The following is a 16,320-nucleotide window of genomic DNA, read 5'->3' as shown; positions in this document are numbered from 1 at the left end:
TCCGACAATGCCGGGTTCCGGGAACCGGAGCGGAGCGTACTTCTGAGGACGTGAGCACGCAGCCTAGTGCAGCACCAGCATGTCGCTCGACGAAAACGAGATCTCGGCCTTTTCACCAACAGCAGGTGGCGGCGTTGCCGGGCTGTTGAACGTGTCGAGCGAGACCGTGCTGCCGCCGATGCCGACGCGAACCCGGATGACCGAGCCGAGAAAATGCACCTCGGAGATTTCGCCGGACAGGCTGGAGTCGCGGCCCGGCTGGCGGCCGAGCGATATGGCCTCGGGACGCAGCGCCAGCGACAGCGTGTCGCCGGACTTGGAACCGTTGAGCTTGCCCTTGAGCGAAACTTCCTGCGTGTTGACCTGCACCGTGCCGGTCGAGGCATCGGTGACGGTGCCTTCGAGAACGTTCAGCGTGCCGACGAAATTGGCGACGAACTTGGTTGCCGGCCGGTTGTAGATCTCGAACGGCGTGCCGACCTGCTCGGCCTTGCCGCCATACATCACGGCGATGCGGTCCGAGATCGACAGCGCCTCTTCCTGGTCATGCGTGACGAAAATGGTGGTGATGCCGAGCTTCTTCTGGATCGAACGGATTTCCTCGCGCAGCGAAACGCGCACCTTGGCGTCGAGCGCCGAAAGCGGTTCGTCGAGCAGCAGCAGCTTCGGCTTCGGCGCGATGGCGCGGGCCAGTGCTATGCGCTGCTGCTGGCCGCCCGAGAGCTGGTAGGGATAGCGGTCCGCCATCTGCGGCAGCTTGATGATGCCGAGCATCTCGGCGACACGCGCATCGATGTCCGCCCTGGGCATGCCGGCGACCTTCAGGCCGAAGCCTATGTTCTGCGCCACCGTCAGGTTCGGGAACAGCGCGTAGGCCTGGAACACCATGCCGACATTGCGCTGGTTGGGCTTCAGCCTCGTGATGTCCTTGCCACCGACGACGATCTTGCCGGCGGTCGGCTCCTCGAAGCCCGCCACCATGCGCAGCACGGTGGTCTTGCCGCAGCCGGACGGACCAAGGAACGAGACGAATTCGCCACGCTCGACATCGAGATTGAAATCCTCCACCACCGTGGTGGCACCGAAGGATTTTCGCACGTGCTGGATAGAGAGAAACGGGTCGGCCATGGTGTTGTTCTTTCGATCAGTACTTTTCGATCAATTGGGGCGGTTCGCCGATCGCGGCGCGAAGCGGGACAGGATCTGGATCAGCGACATGCAGCCCCAGGTGATGGCAAAGGCGATGATGGCAAGGGCTGCCGGCTCATAGGCGCGGTTGGCGCCGATGTTCTGTAGATACGGACCGAAAGCGGGCCGGTTGAGCAGGCTGGCCATGGTGAACTCGCCGATGACGATGGCGAAGGTCAGGAACGCACCCGACAACACCGCGATCAGCACATTGGGCAGGATAACTCGCGTGATGATCGTCGACCAGCCGGCGCCAAGGATCTGCGCCGCCTCCGTCAGCGTGCGCACATCGATGGTTCTAAGTCCAGTGTCGACCGCACGGTACATATACGGCAGCGACAGCGTGGCATAGCCGATGACCAGCAGGGCGTTCGTACCGGTGTCGCTGGCCAGGAACGGCAGCGGCGAGTTCGAACCGTACATTCTGATATAGCCGAAGACGATGACGATGGCCGGAATGACCAGCGGCAACAATGTGATGAACTCGACGACGGGACGCAGCTGCGGCAGGCGCAGCCGGATCCAGTAGGCGGCGGGCACCACGATCAGCACGCCGAGAATGATGGTGAAAACGGCGGCCAGCACCGAATAGCCGAAGGTCGCCTGGAAGCGGGCGTCGCCCAGCACGACCTTGTAGGCGTCGAAGGAATAGACGCCCCGCCGCATGCGCATGGAGAACTCCACGGTCGCGATCAGCGGGATGAAGAAATAGGCCGCGCCCAGCGCGAAGACGACCCAGGCCCAGAACCTTCCCGACTTCATTTCAGCCACCTCTCGGAACGGGTCCGGAACCAGATGTAGAAGACATTGGCAAGGCCGGTGATGAAGATCATGCCGAAGGCGATCGCGTAGCCGAGATGGGCATTGTGCAGCACGTCGCCGCGGATCTGCGCATAGAGCAGGATCGGTACGATGTTGAGCGACGAGCCGGTCAGCGCATAGGCGGTGGCGATGGCGCCGAAGGCGTTGGCGAACAAAAGGATGACCGTGCCGAGGAAACTCGGCCAGATCACCGGGATGACCACCATGCGCCAGTATTGCGCCATGGTTGCACCGAGCGTCGCGGCCGCCTCGCCCCATTCCTTCTTCAAGCCGTCGATTGCCGGCACGATGATCACCACCATCAGCGGGATCTGGAAGTAGACATAGGTCAGCGTCAGCCCCCAGAACGACAGGATGTTGAAGCCGTGAGCGTAGATATTGAGGCCGAACACGGTGTTGAGGATCACCGTGGCAAGGCCAAGCCGGCCGAGCGTGGCGATAAAGGCGAAAGCCAGCGGCACGCCGGCGAAATTGGAAGCGACACCGGAGAAGGTCAGCGTCGCCGAGCGTATCCACTCCGGCAGGCCGCCGCGCACGATGGCTATGGCGATGGCGAGACCGGCGAAGGCACCAATCAACGATGAGGCAAGGCTGACCTTGATCGAGATCCAGTAGGCGGCAACGATCGACGGCTGCGCCAGTGCTGCGATATTTTCGAAGGTGAACTCACCCGCATCATTCTGGAATGCGCCCAGCATCAGATAGAGCGTGGGCAGGATCAGGAACATGATGGCGAAGATGAAGAATGGGGCGACGCCGAGCCACTGCGTCGGCAGCCTCATGCTGCGTGCCTCGGCGGGAGGCGCGGTCTTCCCGGTAACAGCGTGGTCGGACATTGAGATATCGGTCATGCGCCGGCTACCGTCTTCGAGAAAAGGACCGGGCGGCCCGAGGCCGCCCGGCATGGTGTGGATTACTTGACGTTGGCGCCGACGACGGCATCCCAGTTCTTGGTGATGGCTTCCTTGGACTTGGCCTGCTCCTCGAGCGTCGGGAACACGGCCGCGGCATAGGATTCGGCCGGCGGCAGCTTGGCCAGCACGTCCGCCGGAATCTTGCCGTTCTTGGCAAGATCGTTGAAGCGGATCGGGTGGCAATAGCCCTTCAGCCAGCCGATCTGGCCTTCGTCGGAGTAGAGGTATTCCAGCCAGAGCTTGGCAGCGTTCGGATGCGGCGCGTAGGCGCTGATCGCCTGCACGTAGACACCAGCGACGACACCGGTCTTCGGCACGACGACGTCGACGGGCGGGTTGCCCTTCAGCGTGTCGCGGCCGGCGAGCGCGTTGTAGTCCCAGGTGATCAGGATCGGGGTCTGGCCCTGGGCGAGCGTCGCCGCCTTGCCGATGACCGGAACGAAATTGCCGGCGGCGTTGAGCTTCTTGAAGAAGTCGAGGCCGGCGGTACCGGCGGCTTCACCAGCGGCGGCGCCCGACGACAGGCCAGCGGCATAAACGCCCTGGATAGCCTGGTTCGAAGCACGCGGATCACCGGCGAGCGCGACGGCGTTGGCGAATTCCGGCTTCAGCAGGTCGGCCCAGTCAGCCGGAGCTTCCTTGACGATGTCCTTGTTCACCTGGAAGGACAGCACGCCGTAATAGTCGCCGGTCCAGAAGCCGTCAGCATCCTTGGCGCTGTCGGGGATCGAGTCCCAGGTCGACACCTTGTAAGGCTGGATCAGACCATCCTTCTTGGCGGACGGGCCGAAGGACAGGCCGACGTCGATGACGTCAGGCGCCTGCGGACCCTTGTTGTCCTTGTTCGCCTTGATCGCCTCGACCTCGTCGCCGGAGCCGGCATCGGGGTTGAGTTCGTTGACAGTGATTTCCGGATATTTCGCCTTGAAGCCGGCGATGACGTCGCCGTAGCCGCACCAGTCATGCGGCAAGGCTATGGTGGTGAGCTGGCCTTCGGCCTTGGCCGCCTTGACGAGATCGTCCAGCGAAGCCGCGGACGAAATCACCGACGACACCATAAGGGTCGCGGCCGAAAGGGAAAGCAGTTTCCCCGTGAATTTGAACATGTGTTCTCTCCGTTGAACTGACGCCGTTGGACGCCTGCGATCCGGTATCGTTTTCATGTGACAGCCAGATGAAAGCTTTGTGAAACCGGCGGCTCGCAGTGTGAAAAAGTAAACTCTTTTTAACCGGTTGTAGCAATCGCCTCGCGATTCTTTTTCCGGCTAACTAGTTTCTGCCTTGCCCGTTATCCTCCCCCTTGTTTTTGTAGCCCCTTTTCAGATCAATTTCCTGCGCGGAAAACGCCTCAGACCGTGCCGGCGATGGCGTTTTCGAGCAAGGTCAGCGCGGCCTTCTTGGTCAGCTTGACCGGGTTGCCGCCGGCGGTCGGATCGACCACCGCCATGTCGGCGATCAGGGCCTTGCGCTTCTTGTCCATGTCGAGCCCCTTGATCAGGCCAGGCAGCGCATGCGGCACCTTCAACTCCTTGCGCAGCTTGATGATCGCCTTGGCGAAGCCGTCGAAGCCGCCCTTGATGCCACAATAGGCGGCGAGGCGGCCGATGCGCTCCTCGATGGAGTCCCGGTTGAAGGCCAGCACATAAGGCATGAAGACCGCATTGGTCATGCCGTGATGGGTATCGTAGAGCGCGCCGACCGGATGCGACAGCGAGTGGATGGCGCCAAGCCCCTTCTGGAAGGCGGTGGCGCCCATGGCGGCAGCGCTCATCATATGGGCGCGCGCGACGAGATCCTTGCCGTTGGCATAGGCCTTCGGCAGGTTCTCGAAGACCAGCCTGACACCTTCGACGGCGATGCCGTCAGCCATCGGGTGATAGCCCGGCGCGCAATAGGCCTCGAGGCAGTGGGCCAGCGCGTCCATGCCGGTGCCTGCGGTGATGAAGCCGGGCATGCCGACCGACAGTTCCGGATCGGCAATGACGATGGCCGGCAACAATTTGGGATGGAAGATGACCTTCTTGGTGTGCGTCGCCTCGTTGGTGATGACGCCGGCGCGGCCGACCTCCGATCCGGTGCCGGCGGTGGTCGGCACGGCGATGATGGGCGCGATCGCATCGGAATTGGCGCGCGTCCACCAGTCGTCCACATCCTCGAAATCCCACACCGGCCGCGTCTGGCCGGCCTGGAAGGCGATCAGCTTGCCGAGATCGAGCGCCGAGCCGCCGCCGAAGGCGATGACACCGTCATGCTTGCCCTTCTTGAACACCGCGATGCCGGCGGTCAGGTTGGACTCGACCGGGTTCGGCCTCACCTCGGAAAAGACGCCATAGGGGACCTTGGCGTCATCGAGGATCTGCAGGGTCGAAGCGACGACCGGCAATTTCGCCAGGCCGGGATCGGTGACGAACAGCGGCCGCTTGATGCCGGTGGCCGCCAGAACCTCCGGCAATTCCTTGATGCGCCCGGCGCCGAAGCGGACGGTGGTGGGGTAGTTCCATTTGGAGATCAGCTTGGACATTTTTATCTTTCGAAAAATCAGATGGCTTCGCGCAGGTGGAAGGACTTCGGCCTGGTCAGATTGTCGTAGCCGATGGCGGACAGACCGGCGCCCTTGCCGGTGTCTTTGACGCCGGTCCAGACGAGGGCCGGATCGAGGTAATCGCAGCGGTTCATGAACACCGTGCCGGTCTCGACGCGGTTGCCGATCGCCACCGCATGCTCTGTGTCGCGCGTCCAGATCGAAGCCGTCAGCCCGTAGGGGCTATCGTTCATCAGCGCGATCGCCTCTTCGTCGTTGCGCACCTTCATGATGCCGACGATCGGGCCGAAGCTTTCCTCGCGCATGACGCTCATCTGGTGGTCGACATCAGTTAGCACTTCCGGTGCCAGATAGGGCGAGCCGGCCTTGTCGTTAGCCACCTTCATGTTGATGTGCGCCACCGCACCCTTGCGCAGCGCCTCGGCTTTCTGCTCGCGGATCAGGTCGGCGAAACGCGCCTGCGCCATCGGCCCCAATGTCGTCGCCTGGTCGAGCGGATTGCCGACGACATAGTTCTTGGTCTCGGCGATGAAGCCCTCGACGAACTCGTCATATACCTTTTCATGCACATAGACGCGTTCGATGCCGCAGCAGCACTGGCCGGAATTGTAGAAGGCGCCGTCGACCAGATTGGCGACCGCATGGTCCATCTTGGCGTCGGGCAGCACATAGGCCGGATCCTTGCCGCCAAGCTCGAGACCGAGCGTCATGAAGGTGCCGGCCGCTGCCTTCTCGATGGCGCGGCCGCCGCCGACAGAACCGGTGAAGTTGACATGGTCGATCTTGCCCGATCCGAGCAGTTTCTCGGTCTGGGCGTGATTGAGCACGACATTCTGGAACACACCCTTGGGCAGGCCGACCTTGTCGAAAGCCTGCTGAAAACGCTCGCCGACCAGCAGCGTCTGCGCCGCATGTTTCAGGATGACGGCGTTGCCGGCCATCAGCGCCGGCACGATGGTGTTGACGGCGGTGAGATAGGGATAGTTCCACGGCGCGATCACCATGACCACGCCGAGCGGGTCTTTCTTCACATAGCGGCGGAAGCCATCCTTCGGGTTGGAAGCCGGCACGGCCTTGAGCGCCGCCTCGGCGATCTCGACCATGTAGTTGGTGCGTTCCTTGACGCCGCCGAACTCGCCGCCATAGCGCACGGGCCGCCCCATCTGCCAGGCGATCTCCGGCACGATCTCGTCGGTCATCGCGACCAGGGCTTCGAGCATCGCCAGCATGTACTTGCCGCGCTCGACGATCGGCGTCTCAGCCCATTTCTCTTGCGCCGCCTTGGCGCGCTCGACCGCGGCGTTGATCGCCTGGTCCGTTGCCACGGACCGCTCGGCATAGATCGAGCCATCGACGGGGGATATGAGTTTGACCGTTTCGGTCATCTTGTAAGTCCTCGCATTCTACAAAAAATCTTTTGGCTTGGCGCTGCCCTCATCCGCCTGCCGGCACCTTCTGCCCGCATGGTGACGGTGAGGGAACCACTCTGGCACTGACATCCCCCTCTCCCCCGTTCTTCGCGGGAGAGGGTAAGGGCGAGGGGCGGCGCCAAGGTTCGCAGGTTGGTTTAATACCGCTCGAACCCCCTGTGCAGTTCCCAATCCGTAATGCGGCGGTCGTATTCGAACTGCTCCCACTTTGCGGTGTGGACATAGTGTTCGAGCACATCCTCGCCGAGTGCGTGCTTGAGCATCTTCGATTTCGCCAGCGTCTCGGTTGCGTCGCGCAGCGTCTTTGGAATCTCCGGTAGGCGCGACGCCTGATAGGCATCGCCGACGAAGGGTTTCTGCAGTTCGAGCTTCTCATCGATGCCGGCAAGGCCGGCGGCGATCAGTGCCGCAAAGGCGAGATAGGGGTTAAGGTCGGCGCCACCGATGCGGCATTCCATGCGGATGCCCTTGGTGCCCTCGCCGCACAGGCGGAAGCCGGCGGTGCGGTTGTCCTCGCTCCACATGATCTTGGTCGGCGCGAAGGTGCCGGCCTGGAAGCGCTTGTAGGAGTTGATGTAGGGCGCCAGGAACCAGGTAAATTCCTTGGCGTACTTCAGCTGTCCGGCCGCCCATTGCTGGCCAAGCGTCGACAGTGTCCAGTCGGCCTTTTTGTCGAAGAACAGCGGCGTCTTGCCGTCGGCGCTCCACAGCGAATTGTGGATGTGGCTGGAATTGCCGGCGAGCCCGTAATTGTACTTGGACATGAAGGAGATCGCCTTGCCTTCCGACTCGGCAATCTCCTTGGCGCCGTTCTTGAGGATGACGTGGCGGTCGGCCATGTCGAGCGCCTCGGCGTAGCGCACATTGATCTCTTCCTGACCCGGACCCCACTCGCCCTTGGAGTTCTCGATCGGGATGCCGGCCGCGTCCATCTCGTTGCGAAGCCGGCGCATGACGCCTTCTTCCTTGGTGGTGATGCCGATCTGGTAGTCGCCGATATAGGGCGACGCGGTGTCGAGGCCCTGCCAGTGTTTCTTGCGGGCGGAATCGTAGGTCTCGTTGAACAGGTAGAATTCGAGCTCGGAGGCGAAATAGCCGATATAGCCGCGCTCGCTCAGCCGTTTGACCTGCTTCCTGAGGATCGCGCGCGGCGAATGCGGCAGGTCGTCATGGGTGTGGTGGTCGAGCACGTCGCAAATCACCAGCGCCGTTTTTTCCAGCCATGGAATGCGCCGCAGCGTCGCCAGATCAGGCTTCATGACGAAGTCGCCATAGCCTTTCGACCAGCTTGCCGCCTTGTAGCCGGGCACCGGCTCCATATCGATGTCGGCGGCCAGCAGATAGTTGCAGCCATGCGTCTCGTCGTGGGCAGAGTCGACGAAATACTGGGCCAGGAACCGCTTTCCCGCGAGCCGGCCCTGTAGATCGACGATGCAGGCCAGCACCGTGTCGATCTCGCCGCTGGAGACCGCTTTCTTCAACTGATCGAACGACAAATTTCCGGCCATTCTTTTGGCACTCCAGCGCTTGGTCTTTGAACGGGGTAAACGAAACCATGGCCGGCAAACAGCCGGCCATGGTGATGGTAGGGAGCCTCAGTGGCCGGTCTCGCCTATGGCCACCTCGGCGGCCGCGATTGCGGCCTGGCGCTTGGCAATCTGGTCGCCGATCGGCGGGCCCTGGAAGCGGCGGTTCTCGAAACCGAACCAAAGCACGGCAGTCAGCACAATGAAGCCTATGGTGATGTAAAGCACCTTGTCGTTCGGCGGCTGGATGGCGATGTAGAAGATGATCACCATGCCGATAATCGACAGCGCGCAGAACAGCTTGAACAGTCCGGCGCCCAGGTTCCAGGGGCCAGGATTGGGCCACTTGGCCGTGCCGAATGTGATCATGCCGAGCGCGATCGGGATGGTGAACGACAGGAACAGGAACACCAGCGTCGAGTTGACGACGATGGTGTAGATGTTGGTGCCGCCGATCGAAATAAACTGGGCGAGGAACACATACAGGATCTCAAGGATCGCGGCCGTCCAGATCGCGTTGACCGGCGTACGCCAGGCTTGGCTGACCTTGGCGAGAGCCGCCGAGCCAACGGGCATGCCGCCGTCGCGAGAGAAGGCAAACAGCATGCGCGAAGCCGAGGTCACGGTGGCGAGACCGCAGAGGAACTGCGAGATCAGGATTGCAAAATAGAGCAGTTCCTTCAGCCACACCGGCAGGATCGCGTCCATGGTCGAGAAGAACACGCTCCAGCCCTGCTTGGCGCCGGCCGCCAGGTCCGGAATGGCCAGAACGATTGCGCACAGCATGACCCAACCGATCAGCGACGACCAAAGCACCGACGAAACGATCGCCCGCGGAACCGAGTGCGCGGCCTTCACCGTTTCTTCCGATGTGTGCGCCGACGCGTCATAGCCAGTGATGGTGTAGACGGGCAGGAGCAGGCAGAGCAGGAACAGGTAGCTCATGGAATCGGTCTGCGGGAAAACGCCACCGCCCGCATCACCCGAATAGTTGGTGAAGGTCCAAAGCCGCGTGATGTCGATTGCTGGCGCAAACACCAGGCAAGCCACGATCAGCACCGCTGTCGCGCCCAGGATAAGGAATCCCGAAGCATCCGTGAGCATTGCGGTCAGTTTGATGCCGAAATGGTTGAACAGCGCCTGCAGCACGGTGATGAAGGCGACGAAACCGACGATTTCCCCCGGCGTTCCGGTAATGCCAAACCAGCTTCCGAACGTTCCAACAAAGAAGAAAGCGGTACCGATGTTGATGGCGCCGAGCACGGTGATCAAGCCAAACAGGTTGAGCCAGGCCGTCAGCCACCCGGTGAAGCGGTTGCCGAGGATCGAAGACCAGTGATAGAGGCCACCGGCTGTCGGGAATGCCGAGGCGATCTGCGCCATGGCAAGAGCGAAAAACCCTGAAACGCAACAGCCGACGATCCAGCCGATACCCGCGCCCGCGCCACCGATCGACGATGTCGCCTGCGCGAAGGAGTTGATGCCGCCTGAAAGGATGCAGATGATCGAGAACGAGATCGCGAAATTCGAGAAGCGGCTCATGCTTCGCGACAGTTCCTGGGCATAGCCCATACCGTGGAGAACCTTCAGGTCCTCCTTTTTGTCTACTTCAGTATAACCCGGTGCTGCCATTGGAAGTCCCCTGTTGGTTCTTAGCTAGCCGATTGAACTGACTTTCCGACTGGATGCGATCTGGTTTGTCCGGCCTCCTCTGGCTCCAGATCCGAAAAAATGCCCGTGAGCAGATCCGCCCATTTCCGCTGCCCGGTCTCGCCGGCTATTTCGTCGTTGCGGATTTCGATCATCGCGCAGGGCAGGCCGCGCGAACGTGCGTGGCGTTCCAGCGTGAAATAGACGCGGTCGGCCGGCGAATAGGGCTCGTTGACGCCGACGGTGACGCCGGCAAGCCGCTTCAGCGCGCCAATCAGCGGTGACGCCAGCCGGCGGTCCTCGTCATGGATGATGCCGATATGCCAGGGCCGGTTGCGGCCCTTGTATACCGGCGTGAAGGAATGCACGGAAACCAGGCGGGTCGCCTGCCCGCGCGCCAGCCTGTCGTCGACGATCTGCTCGATGGCGGCATGAAACGGCTGCCACGACAGGGCGACACGCGCCGCCCGCTGCTTGTCCGACAGGCCGGTATTGCCGGGTATCGCCGTGGTCTCGCTGACCGGCGGCACCAGATCGGGCGCGTCGAGGGGACGGTTGCAGTCGATGACGAGGCGGGAAATGCGGGTTTCCACCAGCGTCGCGTCGAGCGCCTCGGCCATGCGCCGGGCAACCGGCAGCGCGCCGGGATCCCAGGCGATGTGGCGGGAAAGGTCCTCGGCGGCAAGGCCGAGCGTGCCGAATTCGGCCGGCAGGAAATTCGAGGCGTGATCGCAGGTCAGCACGAAAGGGCTCGATCCGCCGGGGTTGGTCACCCCCACGGTATCAGACGATGCAAGGCTGGCGGGCCGTGCTTTCTCCATAGTCTGCCGTCCCCGGGGAGCGCTGTATCGTATGTTACGTATTTTGCCTCATTGCGTCCCTGTGGATGATTTCATACAGTTTGTCCGGCTTTGTCAAATGCGATTTCGGAAAAGACCGTGGGACAGGCAAAGGATGGGGACAAGATGATTTCCAGCATTGCCGAACTGATCGCCGACCGCATCGGCACGATGCCGGCCAGCGAACGCCGCGCGGCCCAGACTCTGATCGCCAGCTATCCGATGATCGGCCTCAAGACGGTCGCCGAATTCTCGGCCGCGGCCGGCGTCTCCTCGCCGACGATCCTGCGCTTCGTTGCCCGGCTTGGCTTCCAGAATTATCCCGAATTCCAGTCGAGCCTGCAGGACGAGTTGGCGGCGCAATTGCAATCGCCCGCCACAAGGACGCTTAACCCGCCCTCGCCCGGCGGCGGCACCGTGTCACCGATGCTGGAAGCGACGCTCGACAACATGCGCGAGACGTTCAGGCACCTGTCCGACAAACAGCTAGACGACATCGCGACCCGCCTCGCCGACCGGCGCGGCAAGACCTTCCTGATCGGCGGCCGCTTCACCGATCCGCTGGCGCGCTACATGGCCGCCCACCTCGCCGTCATCCAGCCTGATGTCTTTCACCTCGCCGGCCAGGAAAGCATGTGGCGCGACCGGCTGATCGACATGGGAAAACGCGACGTGCTGGTGATCTTCGACATCAGGCGCTACCAGGACAGCCTCCTCCGCTTCGCCGAGAAGGCACATCAGCGCGGCGTGCAGATCGTGCTGTTCACCGACCAGTGGCTGTCGCCGATCGCCCGCTTCGCCCGCCATGTCATTGCCGGACGCACGGCGGTGCCGTCGGCATGGGACTCTTCGGCTGCGCTTTTCGTCGTTGCCGAAACGCTGATCGGTGCCGTGACAAGGCAGCTTGAGGCGGACGGCGCCCGGCGTATCCGCGAGATGGAAGGTCTGCGTTAGCCGTCAACGTTACGTATATTTAATGTGCGCAGTGACTGGAGAGTTGTCATAAAGACGCGATATCGGGGCGAGCTGTTGCCTTACAATAGCCTCGCTGCGTCTGCTTCATTTCGGGGAACCGGTGGACGGAAGGATCGTTTTGCCAACCGGAGTGCCGATGGCCGCCTGGAAACAGATACTTTTCGCGCTCGTGGTGCTGGTGGTGGCGGCAGCCGCATGGCTGCGCTTTTTTCCGGGCGCACCGGACATGCTGGCACGCTGGGGGATAGACTGGGTTTATGCGGCAACGCCCCCGGCTGAAACAGGTGCCGCCAACGCGAAGCAGGCGAACGGCGGCAATGGCGGCAACCGGCGTGTGAACGTGGTCGCCCTGGCCGCCACTTCGGCCACCATCAACGACCGCTTGCAGGCGATCGGCACCGGTCGTGCCAATGCCTCGGTGACCGTCAATCCCTACAGCTCCGGCCGCCTTGCCGAACTGCTGGTCGAATCCGGCACCCGGGTCGAAAAGGGACAGATCATTGCCACCCTCGATTCCGAGACCGAGGTGATCGCGCAGGATCGTGCCAAGCTCGTTTTACAGGACTCGCAGAACAAGCTCGACCGGGTGAAATCGCTGCGAGCGTCCAACGCCGCGACACCGGTCGCCGTCGCCGATGCCGAAGTGGTGCTGGCGGTCGCCAAACTGGTCCTTCGCGATGCCGAACTTGCCCTGCAGCGCCGCTCCATCATCGCGCCAATCGCCGGCACCGTCGGCATCCTGCCGATCGCCGCCGGCAACTATGTGACCAACCAGTCGGCGATCGCCACACTCGACGACCGTTCCAGCATCCTGGTTGATTTCCTCGTGCCCGAGCGCTTCGCCGCCGCCGTCAAGGTCGGCGCACAATTGACGGCGACGCCGATCGCCAATCCCAGCAATGCCTACACCGGCACGGTTTCGGCCATCGACAATCACATCGATGAAAAGAGCCGCACCTTGCTGGTCAAGGCCAAGATCGCCAACCCGGCCGATTCGCTGCGTGCCGGTATGTCGTTCGGCATCACCATGAAGTTTCCGGGGCAAACCTACCCGGCCGTCAGCCCGCTGGCGATCCTCTGGGGCTCGGACGGTGCCTATGTCTGGCAGATCGAGGACGGCAAGGCCAGGCGGGTCCCGGTGCGCATCATTCAGCGCAACACCGAAACCGTGCTGATCGACGCGGAGATCGACAGTGGCGACATGGTGGTGACCGAAGGTACCCAGAGCGTCAGCGAGGGCGGTGCGGTGCGCATCGCCGGCGAAGAGCAGCGCGCCGCGGACGCCGCCGAAGGCTCATGACCAGTCCCGTCAACGATGCCAGCGACACCGGCTTTACCGCCCTGTTCATCCGCAGGCCGGTAATGGCCTTCGTGCTGAACACGCTGATCGCAGTCGCCGGCCTCGCCGCCTTCTATGGCGTCGAAATCCGCGAACTGCCTGACGTCGACCGCGCGGTCGTCACGGTCACGACCGCCTTCGAAGGCGCTGCGGCCGAAACCGTCGACCGTGAACTGACCGACACCATCGAGGGCGCTGTCGCCCGCGTCTCCGGCGTCAAGTCGATCTCGTCTTCCTCCTCCTTCGGTTCGAGCCGAGTCACCATCGAGTTCAACGACGGCGTCGACCTCAACGTCGCCGCCTCGGACGTGCGCGATGCCGTCGGCCGCGTCGCCAACCAGATGCCGGACACGGCCGATCCGCCCCGCATCGTCAAGGCCGACGCCAATTCCGACCCGGTGATGCGACTGGCGGTGACTTCGGACAACATGTCGATCCAGGACATGACGGTGGTGGTCCAGGACCAGATCGAGGACGAACTGGCCGCCGTGCCCGGCGTTGCCGACGTCCAGGTCTACGGCGGTCGCGACAAGATCTTCCGCATCGACGTCGACCAGAACAAGCTCGCCAGCCTCGGCTTCACGGTTGCCGACCTCAGGGCGGCGCTTGCCTCCGTCGCCTTCGATTCACCCGCCGGTTCGATCACCACGACAAACCAGGACCTGATCGTGCGCACGACGGCGGACGTGACCACGCCCGAGGAATTCGAAAACATCATCGTCGGCGGCACGACACGCATTCGCGATGTCGCCACCGTCACGCTCGGCCCCGATGTCGGCCAGACCACGCTGCGTTCGGATGGCAAGACCGGCATCGGCATCGGCATCATCCGCCAGGCGGAATCGAACACGCTGGACATCTCGACCGGTGTCCAGGCCGCCGTCGCCAAGTTGCAGGAGAACCTGCCCAAGGGCATGTCGATCAAGATCACCAGCGACGACGCGGTCTTCGTCAACGGCGCGGTGCACGAGGTCGAGATCGCGCTTGGCCTGTCCGTGACCATGGTGCTGATCGTCATCTATGTCTTTCTGCTCGACTGGCGCGCAACGCTAATCCCGGGACTGTCGATGCCGGTCGCCATGATCGGCACCATCGCCGCCATCTATCTGGCCGGCTTCTCGGTCAACATCCTGACCTTGCTCGCCCTGGTGCTGGCGACGGGACTGGTCGTCGACGACGCCATCGTCGTGCTCGAAAACATCGTGCGACGACGCAACGAAGGCATGGGACCGCGCGCCGCCGCAGTCCTCGGCGCCCAGGAAGTGTTCTTCGCCGTCATTGCCACCACGCTGACCCTGGTCGCCGTCTTCGTGCCGATCTCGTTCCTGCCCGGCCAGACCGGTGGCCTGTTTCGCGAATTCGGCTTCGTGCTCGCCATGTCGGTGCTTTTGTCCTGCGTGGTGGCGCTGACGCTATGCCCGATGCTTGCCTCTCGCATGCTGTCGAGCGCCCCACTGCACCATGAAGGCGGCCACGGCATCGGCGCTCGCATCGGCGGCGCGCTGAATGCAGCCTACCGGCGCGCCCTGCACGCCTGCCTCGACGCGCCGTGGATCGTGCTTCTGGTTGCGGTGCTTTTTGCCGGCACCGCCTTCGCGCTGTTCGGCACCATCCGCCAGGAACTGACGCCGACCGAGGACCGCGCGGCCGTGCTGTTGCGCATCAGTGCCCCGCAGGGCGTCAGCCTCGACTACACGACCCAGCAGATGCAGAAGATCGAAAAACTGATCCAGCCGATGCGCGATTCCGGCGAAATCCGGGCCACGTTCGAGAATGCCGGCCAGAACGGCTCCTACAACTCAGGCTTCATGGTCATGACGCTGGCGCCGTGGAACGAGCGCAGCCGCAGCCAGCAGGAGATCATGGCCGAGATCAGCCAGTTGACCAGGCAGGTGCCGAGTGTGCGCATCTTCCCGGTGCAGCCCAACAGCCTTGGCATTCGCGGTGCCGGCAACGGCCTTCAGTTCGCACTGGTCGGCAATGACCGCAAGGCACTCGGCGACGCGGCCGTAAAGATCATCGCCGAGATGCAGAAGGACCCGCGCTACCAGACACCGCGCCTGTCCATCGACCCGACGCAGCCGCAGCTTGCCGTGGCCATCGACCGCGAGCGTGCCTCCGACCTCGGCATCGACATCACCGGGCTGGCCAACACCTTGCAGGCCATGCTCGACGGCAATGACGTCGTCGACGTCTACATCGCCGACCGCAGCTATGGCGTGAAGCTGGTCTCGACCACCAACCCGATCAACGATCCGACCGACCTGGAAAACATCTTCCTGAAGACCGCAGATGGTCGCTTCGTGCCGATGTCGACCATCGCCACACTGACCGAGCGTGCCGTGCCGCCGTCGCTGTCGCGCGAGCAGCAGCAACCGTCGGTGGCCATCACCTCCAACCTCAATGGCGACTTCGCGCTTGGCGATGCGCTCACCCGCGCCGAGGAGATCGCCACGCCACTGCTGCCCGCGGGCAGCCGCATCCTGCCATTGGCCGAGGCGGCGACACTGGGCGAGACCAACAGCGCCATGGTGACCATCTTCGGTTTCGCGCTGGTCATCATCCTTTTGGTGCTTGCCGCCCAGTTCGAAAGTTTCGTCAGCGCCGTCATCATCATGGCAACGGTGCCGCTCGGCCTCGCCTGCGCCATCTTTGCCTTGCTGCTCTCGGGTACCAGCCTCAACGCCTACAGCCAGATCGGCCTGGTGCTGCTGGTCGGCGTCATGGCCAAGAACGGCATCCTGATCGTCGAATTCGCCAACCAGCTGCGCGATCGCGGGCTTGGCGTGCGCGAGGCGATAGAGCAGGCCTCGATCATCCGCGTGCGGCCGGTGATGATGACGATGATCTGCACCGTGCTCGGCGGCGTGCCGCTGGTGCTGGCGAGCGGCGCCGGCGCCGAGGCGCGCGTCGCGCTCGGCTGGGTCATCGTCGGCGGGCTGGGCCTTGCCACCGTCTCGACGCTGTTCCTGACGCCGGTTGCCTATCTCCTGCTTGGCCGCTTCGTCACGCCGACGACCCATGAGGAGGCCCGGCTGAAGCGCGAACTCGAGGAAGCCGCCTACACCAATGTGGAGCCGGCGGAGTAGAGAGAA

Annotated in this window: 12 protein-coding genes; 3 read left to right on the top strand and 9 right to left on the bottom strand. The window is 63.1% G+C overall.

The window, feature by feature from the left end; all coding sequences use genetic code 11:
* Nucleotides 1-63: 63 nt before the first annotated feature.
* The 9 genes from AC1RZR_RS10985 to AC1RZR_RS10945 form a co-directional block, all read right to left on the bottom strand.
* On the bottom strand, nt 64-1,128 hold the full coding sequence (locus tag AC1RZR_RS10985; RefSeq protein WP_481828517.1) for an ABC transporter ATP-binding protein: 1,065 nt from the start codon (nt 1,126-1,128) through the stop codon (nt 64-66).
* A 30-nt stretch (nt 1,129-1,158) separates the two neighbouring features.
* Nucleotides 1,159-1,950 (bottom strand): ABC transporter permease, encoded by a 792-nt coding sequence (locus tag AC1RZR_RS10980; RefSeq protein ID WP_481828516.1) that lies wholly within the window; start codon nt 1,948-1,950, stop codon nt 1,159-1,161.
* Nucleotides 1,947-2,861 (bottom strand): ABC transporter permease, encoded by a 915-nt coding sequence (locus AC1RZR_RS10975; RefSeq protein WP_477277727.1) that lies wholly within the window; start codon nt 2,859-2,861, stop codon nt 1,947-1,949. Before AC1RZR_RS10975 ends, AC1RZR_RS10980 begins: the two co-directional genes overlap by 4 nt.
* A 62-nt stretch (nt 2,862-2,923) precedes the next feature.
* Entirely contained in the window at nt 2,924-4,030 is a 1,107-nt protein-coding gene (locus AC1RZR_RS10970; RefSeq protein WP_477277729.1) for an ABC transporter substrate-binding protein, read from the bottom strand.
* Between the two features lie 242 nt (nt 4,031-4,272).
* Nucleotides 4,273-5,445, bottom strand: coding sequence for an iron-containing alcohol dehydrogenase (locus AC1RZR_RS10965; RefSeq protein ID WP_379102767.1), 1,173 nt, complete (start codon nt 5,443-5,445; stop codon nt 4,273-4,275).
* 17 nt (nt 5,446-5,462) lie between these two features.
* Nucleotides 5,463-6,851: an aldehyde dehydrogenase family protein gene (locus AC1RZR_RS10960; RefSeq protein WP_481828515.1), complete on the bottom strand. Its 1,389-nt coding sequence runs from the start codon at nt 6,849-6,851 to the stop codon at nt 5,463-5,465.
* Nucleotides 6,852-7,033: 182 nt separating this feature from the next.
* Nucleotides 7,034-8,404, bottom strand: coding sequence for a glutamine synthetase family protein (locus tag AC1RZR_RS10955; RefSeq protein WP_477277733.1), 1,371 nt, complete (start codon nt 8,402-8,404; stop codon nt 7,034-7,036).
* 87 nt (nt 8,405-8,491) lie between these two features.
* Nucleotides 8,492-10,054 (bottom strand): amino acid permease, encoded by a 1,563-nt coding sequence (locus AC1RZR_RS10950; RefSeq protein WP_477277735.1) that lies wholly within the window; start codon nt 10,052-10,054, stop codon nt 8,492-8,494.
* Between the two features lie 20 nt (nt 10,055-10,074).
* Complete coding sequence (locus AC1RZR_RS10945) at nt 10,075-10,893, bottom strand: N-formylglutamate amidohydrolase (protein WP_481828514.1); 819 nt, start codon at nt 10,891-10,893, stop codon at nt 10,075-10,077.
* A 144-nt stretch (nt 10,894-11,037) separates the two neighbouring features.
* On the opposite strand from AC1RZR_RS10945, the gene AC1RZR_RS10940 reads away from it, so the two are divergent.
* The 3 genes from AC1RZR_RS10940 (at nt 11,038) to AC1RZR_RS10930 (ending at nt 16,314) form a co-directional block, all read left to right on the top strand.
* Nucleotides 11,038-11,865 (top strand): MurR/RpiR family transcriptional regulator, encoded by an 828-nt coding sequence (locus AC1RZR_RS10940; RefSeq protein ID WP_477278145.1) that lies wholly within the window; start codon nt 11,038-11,040, stop codon nt 11,863-11,865.
* Nucleotides 11,866-12,022: 157 nt separating this feature from the next.
* Entirely contained in the window at nt 12,023-13,186 is a 1,164-nt protein-coding gene (locus tag AC1RZR_RS10935; protein ID WP_481828513.1) for an efflux RND transporter periplasmic adaptor subunit, read from the top strand.
* Nucleotides 13,183-16,314 carry an efflux RND transporter permease subunit gene (locus tag AC1RZR_RS10930; protein ID WP_481828512.1) on the top strand — a complete coding sequence of 1,044 codons (3,132 nt, stop codon included), beginning with the start codon at nt 13,183-13,185 and terminating at the stop codon, nt 16,312-16,314. The genes AC1RZR_RS10935 and AC1RZR_RS10930 overlap by 4 nt, the downstream gene beginning before the upstream one ends.
* Nucleotides 16,315-16,320: the final 6 nt, after the last annotated feature.

This window comes from Mesorhizobium bavaricum, from assembly GCF_056781655.1.
Note: the sequence above shows the minus strand (reverse complement) of the source record. Positions and strands in the feature narration are given on the sequence as shown.

Excerpts from the sequence above, each read along its gene's own strand:
- AC1RZR_RS10940 (WP_477278145.1), top strand. The coding sequence starts at position 11,038 with ATGATTTCCAGCATTGCCGAACTGATCGCCGACCGCATCGGCACGATG.
- AC1RZR_RS10960 (WP_481828515.1), bottom strand. The coding sequence starts at position 6,851 with ATGACCGAAACGGTCAAACTCATATCCCCCGTCGATGGCTCGATCTAT.
- AC1RZR_RS10930 (WP_481828512.1), top strand. The coding sequence starts at position 13,183 with ATGACCAGTCCCGTCAACGATGCCAGCGACACCGGCTTTACCGCCCTG.
- AC1RZR_RS10970 (WP_477277729.1), bottom strand. The coding sequence starts at position 4,030 with ATGTTCAAATTCACGGGGAAACTGCTTTCCCTTTCGGCCGCGACCCTT.
- AC1RZR_RS10950 (WP_477277735.1), bottom strand. The coding sequence starts at position 10,054 with ATGGCAGCACCGGGTTATACTGAAGTAGACAAAAAGGAGGACCTGAAG.
- AC1RZR_RS10935 (WP_481828513.1), top strand. The coding sequence starts at position 12,023 with ATGGCCGCCTGGAAACAGATACTTTTCGCGCTCGTGGTGCTGGTGGTG.
- AC1RZR_RS10985 (WP_481828517.1), bottom strand. The coding sequence starts at position 1,128 with ATGGCCGACCCGTTTCTCTCTATCCAGCACGTGCGAAAATCCTTCGGT.
- AC1RZR_RS10955 (WP_477277733.1), bottom strand. The coding sequence starts at position 8,404 with ATGGCCGGAAATTTGTCGTTCGATCAGTTGAAGAAAGCGGTCTCCAGC.
- AC1RZR_RS10980 (WP_481828516.1), bottom strand. The coding sequence starts at position 1,950 with ATGAAGTCGGGAAGGTTCTGGGCCTGGGTCGTCTTCGCGCTGGGCGCG.
- AC1RZR_RS10975 (WP_477277727.1), bottom strand. The coding sequence starts at position 2,861 with ATGACCGATATCTCAATGTCCGACCACGCTGTTACCGGGAAGACCGCG.
- AC1RZR_RS10965 (WP_379102767.1), bottom strand. The coding sequence starts at position 5,445 with ATGTCCAAGCTGATCTCCAAATGGAACTACCCCACCACCGTCCGCTTC.
- AC1RZR_RS10945 (WP_481828514.1), bottom strand. The coding sequence starts at position 10,893 with ATGGAGAAAGCACGGCCCGCCAGCCTTGCATCGTCTGATACCGTGGGG.